This window comes from Mesorhizobium sp. LNJC391B00 (genome assembly GCF_000502535.1).
Lineage (GTDB): Bacteria > Pseudomonadota > Alphaproteobacteria > Rhizobiales > Rhizobiaceae > Mesorhizobium.
Genome location: NZ_AYWI01000018.1, coordinates 46,198 through 65,119 on the forward strand (window position 1 = coordinate 46,198; position 18,922 = coordinate 65,119).

16 protein-coding genes are annotated in these 18,922 nt (G+C 63.2%); 7 read left to right on the forward strand and 9 right to left on the reverse strand.

Going from position 1 to position 18,922, the window contains the following annotated elements:
• Positions 1–152: 152 nt before the first annotated feature.
• Positions 153–1,010, reverse strand: a complete 858-nt coding sequence (gene panC / locus X750_RS136930) for a pantoate--beta-alanine ligase (protein ID WP_023748765.1) — start codon at positions 1,008–1,010, stop codon at positions 153–155.
• A gap of 11 nt (positions 1,011–1,021) precedes the next feature.
• Positions 1,022–1,852, reverse strand: a complete 831-nt coding sequence (gene panB, locus X750_RS136925) for a 3-methyl-2-oxobutanoate hydroxymethyltransferase (protein ID WP_023681501.1) — start codon at positions 1,850–1,852, stop codon at positions 1,022–1,024.
• Positions 1,853–2,177: 325 nt separating this feature from the next.
• On the opposite strand from panB, the gene X750_RS136920 reads away from it, so the two are divergent.
• The 3 genes from X750_RS136920 (at position 2,178) to X750_RS136910 (ending at position 3,702) form a co-directional block, all read left to right on the forward strand.
• Positions 2,178–2,576: an NADH:ubiquinone oxidoreductase subunit NDUFA12 gene (locus X750_RS136920; protein WP_023710575.1), complete on the forward strand. Its 399-nt coding sequence runs from the start codon at positions 2,178–2,180 to the stop codon at positions 2,574–2,576.
• Positions 2,577–2,691: 115 nt separating this feature from the next.
• Positions 2,692–3,243 carry a DUF2155 domain-containing protein gene (locus X750_RS136915; protein ID WP_023667490.1) on the forward strand — a complete coding sequence of 184 codons (552 nt, stop codon included), beginning with the start codon at positions 2,692–2,694 and terminating at the stop codon, positions 3,241–3,243.
• 75 nt (positions 3,244–3,318) lie between these two features.
• Positions 3,319–3,702, forward strand: coding sequence for a hypothetical protein (locus X750_RS136910; RefSeq protein ID WP_023667489.1), 384 nt, complete (start codon positions 3,319–3,321; stop codon positions 3,700–3,702).
• 43 nt (positions 3,703–3,745) lie between these two features.
• Here the strand turns inward: X750_RS136910 and aat are convergent, their stop codons facing one another.
• The 6 genes from aat to X750_RS136880 all read right to left on the reverse strand — a co-directional run bounded on the left by aat (position 3,746) and on the right by X750_RS136880 (position 9,091).
• A complete protein-coding gene (gene aat / locus X750_RS136905) occupies positions 3,746–4,363 on the reverse strand; it encodes a leucyl/phenylalanyl-tRNA--protein transferase (RefSeq protein WP_023667488.1) in 618 nt (205 codons plus the stop codon).
• A gap of 27 nt (positions 4,364–4,390) precedes the next feature.
• On the reverse strand, positions 4,391–5,734 hold the full coding sequence (accC, locus tag X750_RS136900; RefSeq protein WP_023681497.1) for an acetyl-CoA carboxylase biotin carboxylase subunit: 1,344 nt from the start codon (positions 5,732–5,734) through the stop codon (positions 4,391–4,393).
• 10 nt (positions 5,735–5,744) lie between these two features.
• Positions 5,745–6,209, reverse strand: coding sequence for an acetyl-CoA carboxylase biotin carboxyl carrier protein (gene accB, locus X750_RS136895; RefSeq protein ID WP_023681496.1), 465 nt, complete (start codon positions 6,207–6,209; stop codon positions 5,745–5,747).
• Positions 6,210–6,235: 26 nt separating this feature from the next.
• A complete protein-coding gene (gene aroQ, locus X750_RS136890; protein WP_023667485.1) occupies positions 6,236–6,670 on the reverse strand; it encodes a type II 3-dehydroquinate dehydratase in 435 nt (144 codons plus the stop codon).
• 150 nt (positions 6,671–6,820) lie between these two features.
• Entirely contained in the window at positions 6,821–7,624 is an 804-nt protein-coding gene (locus X750_RS136885) for a DsbA family protein (RefSeq protein WP_023748766.1), read from the reverse strand.
• Between the two features lie 54 nt (positions 7,625–7,678).
• Positions 7,679–9,091 carry a M48 family metalloprotease gene (locus X750_RS136880; RefSeq protein WP_023748767.1) on the reverse strand — a complete coding sequence of 471 codons (1,413 nt, stop codon included), beginning with the start codon at positions 9,089–9,091 and terminating at the stop codon, positions 7,679–7,681.
• Positions 9,092–9,243: 152 nt separating this feature from the next.
• Here X750_RS136880 and X750_RS136875 point away from each other — a divergent pair, with 152 nt between their 5' ends.
• Together X750_RS136875 and X750_RS136870 are read left to right on the forward strand one after the other, a co-directional pair.
• Positions 9,244–10,392: an aminotransferase class I/II-fold pyridoxal phosphate-dependent enzyme gene (locus X750_RS136875; RefSeq protein WP_023748768.1), complete on the forward strand. Its 1,149-nt coding sequence runs from the start codon at positions 9,244–9,246 to the stop codon at positions 10,390–10,392.
• 11 nt (positions 10,393–10,403) lie between these two features.
• Positions 10,404–11,333: a glutaminase gene (locus X750_RS136870; protein ID WP_023748769.1), complete on the forward strand. Its 930-nt coding sequence runs from the start codon at positions 10,404–10,406 to the stop codon at positions 11,331–11,333.
• 93 nt (positions 11,334–11,426) lie between these two features.
• On the opposite strand, the gene X750_RS136865 is transcribed toward X750_RS136870, so the two are convergent.
• The gene (locus X750_RS136865) at positions 11,427–14,345 is read right to left on the reverse strand and encodes a ribonuclease E/G (protein ID WP_023691224.1); all 2,919 of its coding nucleotides are present in this window, start codon (positions 14,343–14,345) and stop codon (positions 11,427–11,429) included.
• Positions 14,346–14,993: 648 nt separating this feature from the next.
• On the opposite strand from X750_RS136865, the gene X750_RS136860 reads away from it, so the two are divergent.
• Both X750_RS136860 and X750_RS136855 read left to right on the forward strand, forming a co-directional pair.
• Positions 14,994–16,253 (forward strand): N-acetylmuramoyl-L-alanine amidase, encoded by a 1,260-nt coding sequence (locus tag X750_RS136860; RefSeq protein WP_023748770.1) that lies wholly within the window; start codon positions 14,994–14,996, stop codon positions 16,251–16,253.
• Between the two features lie 212 nt (positions 16,254–16,465).
• A complete protein-coding gene (locus X750_RS136855; protein ID WP_023738931.1) occupies positions 16,466–18,922 on the forward strand; it encodes a penicillin-binding protein 1A in 2,457 nt (818 codons plus the stop codon).

The window sequence follows — 18,922 nt, forward strand, 5'->3', positions numbered from 1 at the left end:
GCCGGCTTGGTTACGTCTGTGAAACGTCTCACAGCGGCGTTCGGTGTATCGTGAGCGCTTACGGGCTGGCCAGAACGTACCTGATGAGCCGTTGTCTAAGAGCGCTCGGGCCGCTCTGCGATACAAATCAAAGTGAACGGAATTGGAATTTTTCAGGGAATAAATGAGTAAACTTCCACATTGTCGATCAACCTGGTTCTGCCAAGCCACGCCGCGGCAAGCAGGCGGCCATCGCCGTCACGCCGCCACGAGGTGAGCGTCAGGCTCTCGCGCGCGGCGACATAGTCGACGCTGTCGAAGCCTGCCTCGAGAAGCGCGGCAGTGGCTTTACCGGTCACGCCGTTTTCATCGGCACCGGCCGCGAGCGCTGCCGCCGTCTGGCGCAAGATGACATTGAGCTGTCGCGCGACGTCGAGCTCGGCGGCGTCGAGATAGGCGTTGCGCGACGACATTGCCAGGCCATGCGCATCGCGCACGGTTGGCGCGCCGACGATTTCCACCGGCAAGTCGAGATCGCGGCAGAGCTTTCGGACGACGCAAAGCTGCTGGTAGTCTTTTTCGCCGAAGATGGCGTAGTCGGGCAGGGCTTGCAGAAAGAGCTTGGCCACGACCGTGGCGACGCCCTCGAAGAAGGTCGGCCTTAAATCCGATTCCAGGCCAGAAGACGGGCCGCCGACCGAAATCTTCGTCGCAAAGCCTGCCGGATACATTTCGGAAACCGTAGGCGTGAAGGCAAGCTGTGCGCCGGCCTCGGTCAGCCGGTCGAGATCGCGGGCCAGCTGCCGCGGATACTTGTCGAGATCTTCAGTGGGGGCGAACTGGGCCGGGTTGACGAAGATGGAGACGACGCAGCGATCGGCCGTTGCGAGCGCAGCCCCGACCAGCGAGATATGGCCGTCATGCAAAGCGCCCATGGTCGGCACCATGGCGACGCTCAGGCCTTCGCGCCGCCATTCGCGGATCTGCGCGCGAAGGCCGGGCACGGTGTCGACGACGAGCGGCTGGCGGATGGGGGGCCGGTTCATGCCTTGTCCTTGTCGCTCGCGGCTGAAAAGACGTGGCCCGGCCCGGGGAAGGTGCGGCTGCGCACCTCCGCCGCATAACGCGCCGCGGCATCGGCGACAGCGCTGCGCAAATCGGCGTATTCCTTGACGAATTTCGGCACCCGGTCGACCGTCAGGCCGACCATGTCGTCGATGACCAGGATCTGGCCGTCGCAATCGCGGCTGGCGCCGATGCCGATGGTAGGAATGGTAATGTGCCGGGTGAGGTCGGCGGCAACGGTCTCGACCGTGCCTTCGATGACCAGCGAAAACGCGCCGGCCTTTGCGACCGCGTCGGCGTCGCGCATGAGCGCGGCCACATTCTCCGGCGTGCGGCCCTTGATCTTGTAGCCACCGTCCTTTTCCACCGATTGCGGCTGCAAGCCGATATGGCCCATCACTGGAATGCCGGCCGTGACGATTGCGGCGATCTGGAGGGCTACTTCGACGCCGCCTTCCAGCTTCACCGCCTCGCAGCCGGTTTCCTCAGAGATGCGGCGCGCCGAGGCAAGGGCTTGCGCGGCCGAAGTCTCGTAGCTGCCGGCCGGCATGTCGACCACCACGCAGGCCTTTGACGAACCGCGCATCACGGCCTGGCCATGGGCGATCATCATCTCCAGCGAGGCGCCGAGCGTGGTCTTGTGGCCATGCAGCACCATGGCAACGCTGTCGCCGACCAGGAGAAGGTCGACATGATCGTCGAGCAGGCGGGCGACGGGATAGGTGTAAGCGGTAAGGCATACGACCGGCACGCCGCCCTTGCGGGCGCGTATTGTCTCCGCACTGATCCTGGCGACAGCTAAGGCCATTCCTCACCTCCCGCAGCCGGCGTTGACTACAGCGCCGCGCGTCCCGTGGACGCGCAAAGGACGCTGTAGCACTTTGGTTTGCGCATGATCCTTTCCGAAAATCGATTTCGATTTTCGGGGTCATGCGGCAGCGCCGGGCGATGAGAGCTTTAGGAAGACGCAGCCGGCTTGGCAAGCGTCGGTTCGCAGGTGCGAAATGGATCGGCCAATGACCGAGCGTTTCGGCATGCCGTCAGTGCCGCAGGCGCCGCAAAACCCTTGCCTTCGCCAAGGCCTGACGCCATAAGCAGGGAACAGCCACCGCCGCGCGCCCGCGAGGATCTGAATGAAAACTTTCCTTCTGCAGTTTTTCACCTGGTGGAACCGCCAGACGCTGGGAACCCGTTTTCACACCTGGCGCCACGGCAACAAGGTCGGCCAGGATGGGGCCGGCAATGTCTACTACGAAGGCGGCGTCGATTCGGAAGGCCGCACCCGCCGCTGGATCATCTACGCCAATTATTCGGAGGCGTCGGCGATCCCTCCGGGCTGGCACGGCTGGATGCATCACCGCGTCGATGTGGCGCCGCCAAGCGATGACTATCGGCCGCGCGAATGGGAAAAGGCGCATGAGCCGAACCTCACGGGAACACCGGCGGCTTATCGCCCGAAGGGTTCCGTGCTCACCAATCAGCACCGTCCGCAGGTGACGGGCGACTACGATGCGTGGACGCCTGGTTCTTGACCGCCGGCCGGTCCTTTGTCGCCACAATTGGCGTTTAGCTGCTTGCTGATATGACAACGGCGAATAGCCTTGGGCGTGACAGAATCACCCGGGCCCAAACCACCGGTATCTCCGCATGAACATTTTCAGCCTGACATCGATGGCCGGACTGGCGGCAATTGGCGCTATCGCCATGTTCCCGACAGCGTTTGCCGCGGCGCAGGCGCCTGCGGCAGCACCCGCAATCTCCGATCGCATCACCAATCCGGTCGCCGAATTTGCCGGCATCGACAAGATCACCGGCCGTATCATCACCTTCGATGTCTACATCGACGAAACCGTGCAGTTCGGCGCTTTGCAGGTGACGCCGCGCATCTGCTATTCGCGGCCGGAGAATGAAGAGCCGAAGACCGATTCCTTCGTCGAAGTCGACGAAATCACGCTCGACCGCAAGATCCGCCGCATCTTCACCGGCTGGATGTTCGCCGAGAGCCCCGGCCTAAACGCCGTCGAGCACGCCGTCTATGACGTCTGGCTAAAGGGCTGCAAGCAGAAGTCGGATGTGCCGCCGCCCGACGCGGCCAATGCCGAGACGCCCAAGGTCGACACGTCCAAGCCAAAGCCCGCCGCTGCTCCGGCCGCCGAACAGCCAGACCCCACGGAACCTGACGCGACCAACACCAACTGATCCTCCGGAACCGTGGTGGCAACTATGCGTTGGGCCATGGACGATGACGCATTTATGCGCTTGGAGGATATTCTGATGTCGGACAGCAAACGGATCACGGCCAGCAAAGACGACCTGCTCGAACTCGAAAAGGGGTTCTGGACGGGCGACGAAGCTTATTACGCCGCCAATGTCGACACAGAATGCCTGGTGGCGTTTCCTGAGATGGCACAGGCAATGGACAATGCCGATCTGGCCAAGACCGCGACCAAGCCCAACCGCTGGCGCGACCTTCAGATCGACCTCAAGGGTATCATCGAGCCCGGCAGCGACATTATCATGCTGACCTATGAGGCTCATGCGACACGGGAAAACGGCGAGCCCTACGCGGCGCTGGTCAGCACCGGCTATGTCCACCGTGTCAACGGCTGGAAGATGATGTTCCATTCGCAGACGCCGATGGAAACCGCGAAGGGCTGACCCCTTTTCACCGGTCGAGCCGGCTCGGCCGCTCGGTCTCCGGTCAGGGATAAAAAACGGCTTCGCCCTTCAGCGCCTCGGCCAACATCTTCTCGTATTTGACGCGCGGCACGTCGACCGCGCCGAAGCGTTTGAGATGCTCAGTGGTGAATTGCGTGTCGAGCAGGGCAAAGCCGCGCGCCTTCAGCCGCTCGACCAGATGATACAGGCAGGTCTTGGACGCGTCGGTTTCCCGGGCGAACATGCTTTCGCCGAAGAACACGCGACCGAGCGACACGCCATAGAGGCCGCCGACCAGCCGTTCCTCGCGCCATGCCTCGACCGAATGGCAGTGCCCAAGACGGTGCAGTTCGATATAGGCTTCGCGGATCGGCGCGTTGATCCAGGTCGAGCGGCGCTCCTCGCGCTTTTCGGCGCAGCCGTCGATCGTCGCCTCGAAATCGAAATCGAAGCGGATGTCGAACGGGTGCTTGCGGATCGTCTTCTTCAAGCTCTTCGGCGTGTGGAAGCCATCGAGCGGAATGATGCCGCGCGTCTCCGGCCGCACCCAGAACACTTCCGGGTCGGAAGCGCTCTCGGCCATCGGGAAGACGCCCGAGGCATAGGCCTTGAGCAACAGGTCGGTCGGAATGCGATAGCCGGGAGCGTAAGGGCGGGTCATCGCGGCATCATAGCGGCAATTCGGGCGCTATTCCTCTTTGGCCAGATACTTTTCCAGCCAGTGGATGTCGTAGTCGCCATTGGCGATATCGGCATTGCCGACCAGGTCGCGAAACAGCGGCAGTGTCGTCTTGATGCCATCGACGACGAACTCGTCGAGCGCCCGGCGCAGCCGCATCATGCATTCGACGCGGTTGCGGCCGTGCACGATCAGCTTGCCGATCAGGCTGTCATAATAGGGCGGGATCTTGTAGCCGGAATAGACACCGGAATCGACGCGGATGCCGAGACCGCCAGGCGTGTGGAAATGCGTAATCGTGCCGGGCGAAGGCGTGAAGGTGCGCGGGTCCTCGGCATTGATGCGGCATTCTATGGCGTGGCCGTTGAACTTGATGTCCTCCTGGCGCACCGAAAGCCCGCCGCCGGAGGCAACGCGGATCTGTTCGTGGACCAGATCGATGCCGGTGATCGCCTCCGTCACCGGATGCTCGACCTGCAGCCGCGTGTTCATCTCGATGAAGTAGAACTCGCCATTCTCGTACAGGAATTCGATGGTGCCTGCGCCGGAGTAGCCGAGGTCGGCGATGGCCTTGGCACAGATATTGCCGATGCGGGCGCGCTCCTCGGCGTTGAGGGCCGGCGAGGGCGCCTCTTCCCAGACTTTCTGGTGGCGGCGTTGCAGCGAACAGTCGCGCTCGCCGAAATGCACGCCGCGGCCGGCGCCGTCGCCGAATACCTGGACCTCGATGTGGCGCGGCTTTTCCAAGTATTTCTCGATGTAGACGGCATCGTCGCCGAAGGCCGCGCCGGCCTCCGTGCTGGCTGTCTGCAAGGCGATCTCGAGATCGGCTTCGGTAAGGGCGACCTTCATACCGCGCCCGCCACCGCCTGCCGAAGCCTTGATGATCACGGGATAGCCGATCTCGGCGGCAATGCGCCTGGCTTCCTTCTGGTCGGTGACTGCGCCGTCGGAGCCCGGCACAACCGGAATGCCGAGCCGCTTTGCCGTGCGCTTGGCCTCGATCTTGTCGCCCATGATGCGGATATGGTCGCCCGACGGACCGATGAAGGTGATGTTGTGGGCGGCGAGGATATCGGCGAACTTGGCGTTCTCCGACAGGAAACCGTAGCCCGGGTGCACGGCGTCGGCGCCGGTGATCTCGCAGGCGGCGACGATCTGGTGGATGTTGAGGTAGCTGTCGCGCGACGGCGGCGGACCGATGCACACGCTTTCGTCGGCGAGCCTGACATGCATGGCGTCAGCGTCGGCGGTCGAATGCACGACCACGGTCTGGATGCCGAGTTCCTTGCAGGCGCGCAGCACCCGAAGCGCGATTTCGCCGCGGTTGGCGATGAGGATCTTCTGGAACATCCGGCCCGCTCTACTCGATCACGACGAGCGGCATGCCGTACTCGACCGGCTGGCCGTCCTCGAACAGGATCGCCGTCACCGTGCCGGCGCGCGGCGAAGGGATCTGGTTCATCGTCTTCATCGCTTCGATGATCAGCAGCGTCTGGCCTTCCTTGACCTTCTGGCCGACTTCGATGAAGGCCTTAGCGTCGGGCGAGGGCGCGAGATAAGCGGTGCCGACCATCGGCGAGGGGACCGCGTTCTTGGACGGATCGGCCACTGCTGGTGCGGCAGCCGCGCCCGCCGCGGGCTGCTGCGCTGCCGGAGCATAACCGGCCTGCGGTGCGGCGATGGCGTGGACGGCCGGCGCCTGGCGCGATACGCGCACCTTCAGGTCGCCGAGCTCGACTTCGATCTCGGTGAGATTGGTGTCGTTCAGTATGCCCGCGAGATCGCGGATCAGTTGCTGGTCAACACCGGTCTTCTTTATCGACATTTTCGAGCCTTCTGTTTGTGGGCCGGTCATAGGCGTGCCGCCAGCGCCTGCAGCGCCAGCGAGTAGCCAAGCGGCCCGAACCCGCAGATCATGCCGACAGCGACCGGCGCGACCATGGAGACGTGGCGGAATGGTTCCCGCGCGTGGATGTTGGAGAGGTGAACTTCGGCGACGGGCAGCGGCGCGACAGCGCGGATGGCGTCGTGAATGGCAATCGAGGTGTGGCTGTAGGCACCCGGATTGATGACGATGCCGGCTGCCTTGTCGCCGGCTTCCTGGATCCAGTCGACGAGGTCGCCCTCATGGTTCGACTGGCGAAAATCAATCTCGAGGCCAAGCGCGGCGCCCGCCTGCTTGCAGTCGTCGGCGATCGCGGCAAGCGTCTTGCCGCCATAGATGCCCGGCTCGCGCTTGCCGAGCGCGTTCAGGTTGGGGCCGTTCAGGACGAAAATCGTTTTCAAAAATGCCGACCTTTTCCGACGCCGGCCTCAAGCCGGCGCGCAGGGCCTTCTATAATGGGCATAGCTGCCCGCGGAAAGAGCACAAGTGCGATCTTTCACTGTCCACAACAGGCGGAAATGTGCCCGTGAGAAATAGGCTCGCGTGCAAGATCAGAGCGCGGCTTTCGCCGCCTCGATCTTTTCAGCCAGCACTTCCTGGCCGAGCGCCCCGAACACCACCTCATTGCCGACGACATAGGACGGCGTTCCGGTGATGGCCAGCTTGTTGGCGAGGTCGAAGGTCTTGGAGAAGGCCTCGGTGATGGTCGGGTCCTTCATCTTCTCGCGCAATTTCGCCTCATCGGCGCCTAGCGACAGCGCAACCTTGATGGCCGCCGCCTCGGTGGCGCGGCCCTGGCCGCCGAGCAGGGCGTTGTGGAACTCGCCGTATTTCTCCGGATGCATCAGGTGGAAAGCCATCGAGACGACGCTGGCCTTTTGCGAATCCGGCCCGAGGATCGGGAATTCCTTGAGCACGAAGCGCAGCTCCGGATCGGCCTTTGTCAGAGCCTGCATGTCGTCGATGGCGCGTTTGCAGAAGCCGCAATTGTAATCGTAAAATTCGACGATGGTGACCTTGCCCTTCGGGTTGCCGACGACACCGTCGAAGGTCGAGTTGAAAATCTCGGACTTGGCCTTCTCGATGACTCCGAGGCTGGCGATGCGCTGCTCTTCCTTCTGCTTGGCCTCGAGCGCCTCCTGCACTTCGAGCAGCACTTCGGGGTTCTTCAGGAGATAGTCGCGGATAATGCCCTCGACCTCGGTGCGATCGATCTTGGTGTCGGCCGAGGCGGTCTGCACGGCCTGCGCCGTGCCGGCCTTGGCCACCTGCGGACTGCCGGCGACGAACCCGAAAGCCAGCATGGCAAGAGCAGCCGCCACTCCCGTCGTGCCGAGCAATATTGCCTTGTTCATCGTCTGATCCTCTTTACCGGTTCCGGTCTATCCTAGTCGCCGCCGGCGACCGGTTCATTTCTTGAGTTTGCCTGAAGGGTTGTAGTTTATGATGTCCTGCGCCCGAATCCAGCCGGGTTCGCCACGCTTCAAGTCCTTTTGCGCGCGCATGGCGAAAATTTTCGCATTCGTGTAATCGCCGGAATAGAAATGGCCCTCGGCGGTGGCGAGTTCCGCCGCCGGAATGTTGCCAAGCTCGCCATAGGCCTGGGCGAGATAGCGGTATCCGACCGTGTTTTCCTTGTCGCGCCCGAGGCCGTTGTTGATCTGCACCACCGCCTTCTTCAGCGAATCGGGCGTGCCGATGGCCATCAGCGCCTGGCCGAGAGAAACGGGCAACAGGCCCGACCTCACCGGATCGAGGCTGACCGCCTTGGCATAGGCGTCCGCGGCGTCCTTGGGCTTGTTGGCCTTCATCAGTATGTCGCCGCGCATTTCCTGGAAGTAGGGGTTCTTCGGCTGTTCCTTGATCAGTGCATTGGCCTTGGTCAGCGCCGCACCCAGATTGCCGTAGAGATAGGCCATCTGCGCTTCGCCATAGCGCGAGGCGAGGCTGCCCGGGGCCTTGCGGATCAGCCGCGTGGCCGCGGGCTGGCCGCCCATATAGGCGGCGATCTTGATGCGCATCATGTCGTGCCGCTGCTGCAGTGCCGGCGGATCGACCTTGTCGACATTGGGGCTCTGCTTGACCAGCACTTCGAGATTGGCGATGCGCTCCTGCGGCATCGGGTGGCTGATGCGGTAGGGATCGACCTGCGTGCCGGAAAGCGACAGCGCGCTCTGGAAGCGGGCGAAGGTCTTCAGCATGCCCATGCCGGACTGGCCGGTGGCATTGAGATAGGTGATGGCAGAGCGGTCGGCGGTCGACTCTTCGGTGCGCTGGTAGGCAAGAATGCTGCGCTGCGCCATCTCGCCGCCGCCCGCGGCGACACCCATGCCGGCGCCGGCAAGGCCGCGGCTGTTGGTGGTGGCGCCGGCAACGATGGCGCCGGCGCCAAGCAGCGTGGCGATGATGGCCATGGTCTTGGCGCGCTCGAGCTGGTCGCGCAATTTCTGCTGATGGCCGCCGGCGATGTGGCCGGCCTCGTGGGCGATGACGCCGATGATCTCATTGGGCGTTTCGGCCTGCATCAGCGCGCCGGTGTTGATGAACAGCCGGCGCCCGGTGACGAAGGCGTTGAAGCTCTGATCGTTGACCAGAACGATATCGACACCGTCATTGGCAAGACCGGCCGCCTTGAAGATCGGCCGCGCATAGTCGCGCACCAGCGCCTCGATCTCGGCATCGCGCACGACCGGCACCGCCTGGGCGAAGGCCGTCACCGAGCCGGTGACAGCGACGGCGGCGGCAAGCAAAAGCGTCGCGAAGCCGCGCGCTGTCTTCCCGATGGAAGATTTGGACATCGTTGATTTGGGTCGGCTCAGCATGAGGTCCACTGGTAAACGAGCGCGCGAACGATGAAAAGTCACGGCACCGAAACTAGGCGAACTTGTGATCCTCACATCAATCGGGCATTTGTGCGGCGCTGCCGCCGGTTGATGGCTTTGAGCGGCGGGCTGGACGGAAAGATTGAGGTCAAATGGTAGTTTCGCTGTCGCGCCGCGGTGAAGTCGAGCCGTTTCACGCCATGGACATTCTGGCCGAAGCCAACCGGCTGAAGGCGACGGGCGTGCCTGTCGTCTCCATGGCCGTCGGCCAGCCATCCGATCCGGCGCCCGTGGGCGTGAGGGAAGCAGCCGCAAATGCGCTGAGGATCGGACGCATCGGCTATACCGACACGCTCGGTCTGGCGGATCTGCGCAAGGCGATCGCCACGCATTATGGCGACCATTACGGGATCGATGTCGCGCCGAACCGGATCGCCGTGACCACGGGATCGTCGGCCGCCTTCAATCTGGCATTCCTGGCGATGTTCGATCCCGGCGACCGCGTCGCCATCGCAGCACCCGGCTATCCGGCCTACCGCAACATCATGGCCGCGCTCGGTATCCAGATCGTCGAGATCGAGCTCGGCAGCGACGCCTATCTTCATGCCGAACATTTGAAATCGGCGCACCGGGAAAAACCGCTGAAGGGTGTGTTGTTCGCCAGCCCGGCCAATCCGACAGGTGCGGTCATTCCCGTCGACAAGTTGTCGGCACTGGTGAGGACAGCCGAAGAACTCGGCATCGCGGTGATATCGGACGAAATTTATCACCGGCTGGCCTATGCCGCGCCCGACACCACGGCGCTGGCCCATGGCTCAGGCGTGACGGTGATCAATTCCTTCTCGAAATATTATTGCATGACCGGATGGCGCATCGGCTGGATGGTGCTGCCGGAAGCTCTGGTGAGGCCGATCGAGCGCATCGCCCAGAGCCTCTACATCTCGCCGCCGGAACTGTCGCAGATCGCCGCGATCGAGGCCTTCAAGGCGACCCAAGAGCTGGAAGCGGTGAAGGCGCGCTATGCCTGGAACCGCGAGCTGTTGATGCGGCGCCTGCCGGAACTCGGATTTCCCTTGGCGGCGCCGATGGACGGCGCCTTCTACGCTTTCTGCGATGTCACCCGGCATACCAATGACAGCATGGCCTTTGCGCGCAAAATGCTGGCCGAAGCGCATGTGGCGGCGACGCCCGGTCGCGATTTCGATCCGCTGGCAGGACACCGCACGATGCGCTTTTCCTATGCCGGCAGCCATGACGACATGGTCGAGGCGATGGCGCGCATCGAGCGCTGGCTGAAATAGCGGGGACGAGCATGCCGGATCTTAAACAAGCGCTGGCCGACGTCGCCGCCGAGATGGCCGAGCGCACCGATCGCGGTGACGTCGCCACCTACATTCCGCAGCTCGGCAAGGTCGATCCGAAGAAATTCGGCATTGCCGCCGTGACCAATGACGGCCGCGTGCTGGTCGCCGGCGACGCCGACCAGGCGTTTTCGATCCAGTCCATCTCCAAGGTGTTTACGCTTACGTTGGCGCTCGGCAATGTCGGTGACGCGCTGTGGCAGCGTGTCGGACGCGAGCCGTCGGGCAATCCGTTCAACTCGATCGTGCAACTCGAGCATGAGAACGGCATTCCGCGCAATCCGTTCATCAATGCCGGCGCCATCGTCGTGTCCGACATACTGCTTGCCGGCCACCAGCCGCGCGAGGCGATCGGCGAAATCCTGCGCTTCATCCAGTTCCTTGCCGATGACGAAACCATCATCATCGACCGCGAGGTCGCGGCATCCGAACGCGCCACCGGCTATCGCAACTTCGCGCTTGCCAACTACATGAAATCCTTCGGCAATCTCAACCATGCACCCGAGCTGTCGCTGGGCGTGTACTTCCACCATTGCGCGATCGCCATGAGCTGCCGGCAATTGGCGCTGGCCGGCCGCTTCCTCGCCAATGGCGGCAGAAACCCGGCAACCGGGCACTCCGTGGTGTCTGCCGAGCGGGCGCGGCGCATCGGCGCCATGATGCTGACCTGCGGCCACTATGACGGCTCCGGCGATTTCGCCTTCCGTGTCGGCATTCCGGGAAAAAGCGGCGTCGGCGGGGGCATATTGGGGATCGTGCCGGGTGTGGCTTCACTCGCCGTATGGTCGCCGGGCTTGAACGCCAACGGCAATTCCAAGTTGGGGTCGATCGCCTTGGAAAAACTGGCCAGGATGATGAACTGGTCGATTTTCGCCCCCTGACGCCTTCCATCATTCGCGCATGAAAAAATCCCGCGCCGTGGTTTGAATGGCGCGGGATTTTTGTCAGGAACCTATCTTAATCGGCTGAATAGCTTAGAAAAAGCCCTTCCGCTGCCACCAGCCGGCGCGCTTCGGCTTTTCCTCGGCCTTTGCCTCGTCGGCAACGCTGGAGGAAACCACCGGCACCGCGGAGGTATCCGCGGCCACGGCTTTGCGCCGTGACGGGCGAGCCTTGGCGGGCTCGTCGTCGACGGTCGTTTCCGTGGCGGCATCGGCCGCAGCGGGGGCGGCAGCTTCGACGGCAGCTTCCGGTGCAGCCTCGGCCGCCGTCTCATCGGCGACTTCCACCACAGCCTTCTTTGCCCTTGAAGCGCGCTTCTTCTTCGGCTTTTCGGCTGGAGCGTCGTCGTTCGCCGCGGCGGGAGCCGCCGCTTCTTCAACCGCTACGGCTGCTACGGGCTCGCTTGCGGCCGTTCCGACTTCAGCGGCCTCGGCCACCGAGGCGGTTTCGCCGGCTTCGGTCTCCGTGCCGTCTTCGCGACGATTGCGCTTGCCGCCGCGCTTGCCGCGACGGCGCTTCTTGCCCTGGGCGTCATCTGATGCTTCCACCGTTTCGACGGCGCCAACCTGGGCTTCGTCTTGCTGTGTTGCATCGTCATCGCCTGGTTCAGCGGCAAAGTCGTCGCTTGCCGCCGAAACCGAAGCACCTTCGGCGCCATGCTCGCGATCGCCATGTTCGCGTTCGCGATCCTTGCCGCCGCGCCGCCTGCGGCGCTTGCGACGCTTGCGGTCGCGGCCTTCGCCGTCCTCAGCCGATCTCGGCTGCTGCTGCTGCGATTGCGGCTGCGCCTGGCGCGGCTGCTCGGCCTGTACCACAACCTCGTCGTCTTCCTCCTCGATGACGATCTCGTCCTCGGGCTCTTCCGGCTCGACATAGGCCGGGAAGGTTCGCGCTTCGACAAAGCCTTCCGGCTTTTCGGCAATGGCGCCGCGGAAGATCGCGTAGTGCTGCACACCGACCGTATCATCGGCCTCGACGGTGATGGTCAGGCCAAAGCGGCTTTCGAGTTCCACCAGCGTGCCGCGCTTGTGGTTGAGCACATAGAGAGCGGTCGCCGCCGGGGTCCGCACCGTGATGTGGCTGCGCGAATCCTTGAGCAGGAATTCCTCGATCGCCCGCACCACCATCAGCGCCACCGACGAATCGGAGCGCACATGGCCAGTGCCGCCGCAATGAGGGCACGGCTTCATGGTTGATTCCAGCACGCTGGCGCGGATGCGCTGGCGCGACATCTCCATCAGGCCGAAATGCGAGATGCGGCCGACTTGGATGCGGGCTCGGTCGTTCTTGAGGTGATCCTTCAGCCGCTTCTCGACGGAGCGGTTGTTGCGGTTCTCCTCCATGTCGATGAAGTCGATGACGATCAGGCCGGCGAGATCGCGCAGCCTTAATTGCCTGGCGACTTCTTCCGCCGCTTCAAGGTTGGTGTGGAGAGCGGTGTCCTCGATCGAGTGCTCCTTGGTGGAGCGGCCCGAATTGACGTCGATGGCGACCAGCGCCTCGGTCTGGTTGATGATGATGTAGCCGCCGCTCTTCAGCGTCACCTGCGGCTGCAGCATGCGGTCGAGCTGCGCCTCGATCCCGTTGCGCACGAAGATCGGCGTCGTGTCGCGGAACGGCTGAACCACCTTGGCGTGGCTCGGCATCAGCATGCGCATGAAATCCTTGGCCTCGCGGTAGCCTTCCTCGCCGGAGACAAGAATCTCGTCGATATCCTTGTTGTAGAGGTCGCGCACCGAGCGCTTGATCAGGCTGCCTTCCTCATAGACGAGGGCAGGGGCGGTGGATTGCAGCGTCAGATTGCGGACGTTTTCCCAAAGCCGCATCAGATATTCGTAGTCGCGCTTGATTTCCGCCTTGGTGCGGCTTTCGCCGGCGGTGCGCAGGATGACGCCCATGCCCTGCGGCACTTCGAGATCGGCAACGACCTCCTTGAGGCGCTTGCGGTCGACCGCACTGGTGATCTTGCGCGAAATGCCGCCGCCGCGTGCGGTGTTGGGCATCAGCACGGAATAGCGGCCGGCAAGCGACAGATAGGTGGTGAGTGCAGCGCCCTTGTTGCCGCGCTCTTCCTTGACCACCTGCACCAGCAGGATCTGCCGGCGCTTGATGACTTCCTGAATCTTGTACTGGCGGCGCACCGGCTTGCGGCGGCTGCGCACCTCTTCCAGCGCATCCTCGGCGCCTACGGATTCGATCTCGTGGTCGTCCGGATGCGAGGACTGCACCTCTTCCAGCATGCCGCGATCATTGTCCTCGGAGGTGGCTTCGCCACTTGCCTCGCTGGACGACCTTTCGTCACCCGGCTCCGCCGCAGGGACAGCTTCGGAGATCACATCCGCTTCGACGCTTGCCGCGATCGATGTCGGGCCGCCTTCCGACGGTTCGGTCCCGGATGTCTCGGCGTCGGAGGCTTCGCTGTCGCCATGCCCGGCATGATCGTCATGCCCGGCGGTATTGGCCGCGGCATGCTCGGAAGCAGGCGCTTCGGAGACGGCATCGCTGCCGGCATCGCCATGTTCGCCGTTTTCATCATCGGCGCCGGCGTCGCGCTTGTGTTCGCCGCGCTCACGACCCTTGCCGCCGCGCCGGCGGCCGCGCCGGCCGCGATCGCGACTCTGGCGGTCGTCGCCGTCATTGTCCTCGTTCTCCTCGTCCTCGGCTTCCTGCGCTTCGGCGCGCAGCAAAGCCTGACGATCGGCGACCGGGATCTGGTAATAGTCGGGGTGAATTTCACTGAAGGCGAGGAAACCGTGACGGTTGCCGCCATATTCGACAAAGGCTGCCTGGAGGGAAGGTTCGACACGCGTTACGCGGGCGAGATAGATGTTTCCTTTGAGCTGCTTCTTGTCCTGAGATTCAAAGTCGAATTCTTCAATACGGTTACCGCGGATAACGACAACGCGTGTTTCCTCCGGGTGGGAGGCGTCTATCAGCATTTTGTTGGGCATTATTTCGTTTCCTCCCGGCAGCCGTCAGCCGCAGCTTGCGAGGCAAAGCCCGCTGCTGCGTGTCTGGGATGTGGGTGCCGGATGTCTGAATGTCCGCCGGACGCCGCTTGAGCGCCATGGCGGTGCCGCCCGCAGCCACAATGGCGCGGTTTGATGCGGACCTTTCCATGATTGCGCTTGAAGCCATCGTCACCAGCAGAACCTTTTGAACCAAAGCCCGGACGAACCGGACCAGCTTGTTTGCTCATACAGAGCCGGCACGGGAACAAACCCGGCCGTTTTCCTCACGCAGGCGATTCCCCCGCCACGGGCGCACACCTGCGAAATTCGTCGCGATCACCTGAAGCCTTTTCGCTGGAGCGAAAGGAGCCGCCTTTCATCTGACCTGTAGCAGGAAGCTGCGGGAGAAGCGGTTCCAGGATTGCAGTGATCCACCATCGCTTTTATGATTTGACGGGGTGGAAGGCAACCCCGATTTCGGATGCCGGCAAAAAGCAGTGCCGTAACGGAAGCACAGGCCTTAATCCTCAATGAAAAGGCTTGGTTAACCTTCTCTGGATACCAATCGTTAATCGAGTCTGCGGCCTGACCGGCATTTCGACCAACCACGCGGGCGCAAGGCGCCAAACCGGGAGCGACTGCAAAGAAATGGGACTGGCGGGCACCACAGACAAGGGCCATGGCCGTGCAGGCCGTTTCCTGCGCGCTGCCGGTGTGCTGTTGCTGCTGGCGCTTTGCCTTGCTTTTGCGCCGGTTTCACGCGCCGCCGATGCGCCACTCGGCGCCACCGCCTACAAGATGGCCGGCGACGCAACCAAGATGCGCATCGTCATCGATTTCGACCGCGAGCCCGACATCAAATGGTTCCTGCTGCGCGGCCCCAACCGGCTGGTCGTGGACCTCCCGCGCACCCGATTCGCCATTAGCGCGAAGGACGCCAAGGCCCGCGGCCTGGTCAAGGCGGTGCGTTATGGCGATCAGGGCGAGGGATCGCGGCTGATCCTGACCGGCAAGGGACCGTTCTCGGTCGACAAGCTCGAGGTGCTCAAGAACGAGGACGGCGCAGGCTATCGCATCGCCATCGACATGTCGGCAGCCTCCGACCGCGAGTTCGACGAAGCCCTTGCCAACCAGGCGCTGACCACTGGCTCGACCGTCTCCACCGACAAGGGCTCCAGGGTCGGCACAGGGCCGATCTCCAATCCCGGGCATCGCTTCACCATCGTCATCGATCCCGGCCATGGCGGCATCGACGGTGGCGCCGAAGGCCTCAACGGCACCATCGAGAAGAACGTGACGCTGGCCTTCGCCACCGAATTGCGCGACAAGCTCGCCGCCGTCGGCAACTACGACGTGTTCATGACGCGCGATTCCGACGAGTTCCTGCGGCTCGATGACCGCGTGCGCATCGCCCGTCAGCACGAGGCCGACCTTTTGATCTCGATCCATGCCGACACGATCAGCGTCAAGGGTATCAGAGGCGCCACCGTCTATACCGTCTCCGACAAGGCGTCCGATCCGCAAGCGCAGGCGCTTGCCGACCGTGAAAACCTCTCCGACCAGTTCGCCGGCATGGTGATCAAGGACGACAACAAGGAAGTCACCGACATACTGATCGACCTGATCCGCCGCGAGACGCATAATTTCTCGATGAGCTTTGCCCACACTCTGGTCGGCCAGTTGTCCACCAGCGTCGGCCTGATCAACAATCCGCAGCGTTCGGCCGGCTTCAAAGTGCTGAAAGCGCCCGATGTGCCGTCGGTGCTGGTGGAACTCGGCTATCTCTCCAACGCCAAGGATGAAGCGCAACTGCTCGACGCCGACTGGCGCGGCAAGGCGGCGCAGAGCATCACCAACGCCGTCGCCCTGTTTGCCTCCGCCAAGATGGGAACGGGAACCGGAGGCTGAGATGGTCGCCGCCGCCCACGACCGGAGGCAGCGTTGCACGACGACAACACCAGGCGCTTTTATTTCAGGTGGGGGATGCCTAAACCGGGCACTGCCGTATTTTGCCCACATGGTGGCGACATGGGTTTCCATCACGGATCGGGACAGTTGCGAAGGCTTGCGCGAAAGGCGGCTTCGTCTAGGAAATTCCCGAACCTCGGACTGGAGCGGGCATGATTCGTCTTATCGGCTATTTCTTTGGTATCGGCACGACGCTGGCGCTTATCGTCGCCGCGGGCGTGGCGATATACATCAGCCATCTATCGAAAGACCTGCCCGACTACGAGGTTCTGGCCAAGTACGAGCCGCCGGTGACGACCCGCATCCATGCTTCCGACGGCTCGCTGATGGCCGAATATGCGCGCGAACGGCGGCTCTATCTGCCGATCCAGGCGGTTCCGGACCGGGTCAAGGCGGCGTTCCTGTCGGCCGAGGACAAGAATTTCTACAACCATCCCGGCATCGACATCACCGGGCTTGGCCGCGCCATCTACGTCAACCTGCAGAATCTGGGTTCGGGCAGGCGCCAGGTCGGCGCCTCGACCATCACCCAGCAGGTGGCGAAGAACTTCCTCTTGTCCTCGGACCAGACCTACGAGCGCAAGATCAAGGAGATGATCCTGGCCTTCCGCATCGAGCAGGCTTATTCGAAGGACCGCATCCTTGAGCTCTATCTCAACGAAATCTTCTTCGGTTTCGGCGCCTATGGCGTTGCGGGCGCGGCACTGACCTATTTCGACAAGTCGGTCAACGAACTCACCGTCGCGGAAGCCGCTTATCTGGCGTCGCTGCCGAAGGGGCCCAACAACTACCATCCCTTCAAGCATGCCGACCGCGCCATCGAGCGCCGCAACTGGGTCATCGACCAGATGGTCGAGAACGGGTACGTGACGCGCGAGGAAGGCGACAAGGCCAAGGCCGAGCCGCTCGGCGTGACGCCGCGTCGCAACGGCTCCTATCTGTTTGCGGGTGAATATTTCACCGAGGAAGTGCGCCGCCAGATCATCTCGCGCTATGGCGAGAACGCGCTCTATGAGGGCGGCCTTTCGGTGCGCACGACGCTCGATCCGAAGATCCAGCTCATCGCCCGCAAGTCGATGCAGAACGGCTTGCTCAAATACGACACGCTGCGCGGCTATCGCGGACCGGTGACGCACATCGATGCCTCCGGCGACTGGGGCGTGGCGCTGGGCAACGTCAAGGGGCTGGAAGACGTGCCGGAATGGTCGCTTGCCGTCGTGCTCGACAGCTCGGCGACCGGCCTTTCCATCGGCCTGCAGCCGACGCGGCAGATTTCGGGCGATATCGTCAAGGAACGCATCGAAGGCGCCGTCAGCAAGGAAGACATGAGCTTTGCCATGCGCCATGTGGTCGATGGCAAGACGGTGAAGGCCAAGTCTCCGGCCGATGTACTGCAGCCCGGCGACGTCATCTTCGTGCAGAAGAACGAAGGGTCGGAAGGCGCCTACACGCTGCGCCAGGTGCCGGAAGTGGAGGGCGGCTTGATCGCCATGGATCCACATACCGGCCGCGTGCTGGCCATGGTCGGCGGCTTCTCCTATGCGCAGTCGGAGTTCAACCGTGCCACGCAGGCGATGCGCCAGCCGGGATCGTCCTTCAAGCCGATCGTCTATTCGGCCGCGCTCGACAATGGCTATACGCCGGCCTCGGTGATCATGGACGGACCGATCACCATCCAGAGCGGCACTACGACCTGGACGCCGAAGAACTATGACGGCACGGTGGCAGGCCCCGCGACCTTGCGTTCCGGCATCGAAAAGTCGCGCAATTTGATGACGGTGCGACTCGCCAACGACATGGGCATGAAGCTGGTGGTGGAATATGCCGAGAGGTTCGGCGTCTACGACCATCTGGCGCCGTATCTGCCGATGGCGCTGGGCTCCGGCGAGACGACGGTGATGCGCATGGTGTCGGCCTATTCGATCATGGCCAATGGCGGCAAGTCGATCAAACCCTCGCTCATCGACCGCATCCAGGACCGCTATGGCAAGACCGTGTTCAAGCAGGACGAGCGCGGCTGCGAAGGCTGCAACGCGCCCGAATGGAACAACCAGCCCGAACCGGAACTGGTCGACAATTCCGAGCAGGTGCTCGATCCGATGACGGCCTACCAGATCACCTCGATGATGGAAGGCGTGGTCCAGCGCGGCACCGGCGCCACCATCGCCGAGCTTGGCCGCCACATCGCCGGCAAGACCGGAACGACCAATGACGAGAAGGACGCCTGGTTCATCGGCTATACGCCGAACCTGGTCGTCGGCCTCTACATGGGTTACGACACGCCGCGCGGTCTCGGCCATGGCGCCACCGGCGGCGGTCTGGCGGCGCCTATCTTCAAGGACTTCATGCGCGTTGCGCTGGACGGCACGCCCAATGTCGACTTCAAGGTGCCGGAAGGCATGAACCTGGTCGCCATCAACCGCAAGACCGGCATGCGTGCCGCGTCGGGCGATCCCGGCACCATCATCGAAGCCTTCAAGCCCGGCACCGGCCCCGCCGACAGCTATTGGGTGATCGGCATGGGCGCCGACGGGTCCAACGGCGCCGGCGGACCGCTATCGCCGCAGGCTACGGAAGCTATCCAGGCACCCGGCGGCGGTCTCTACTGA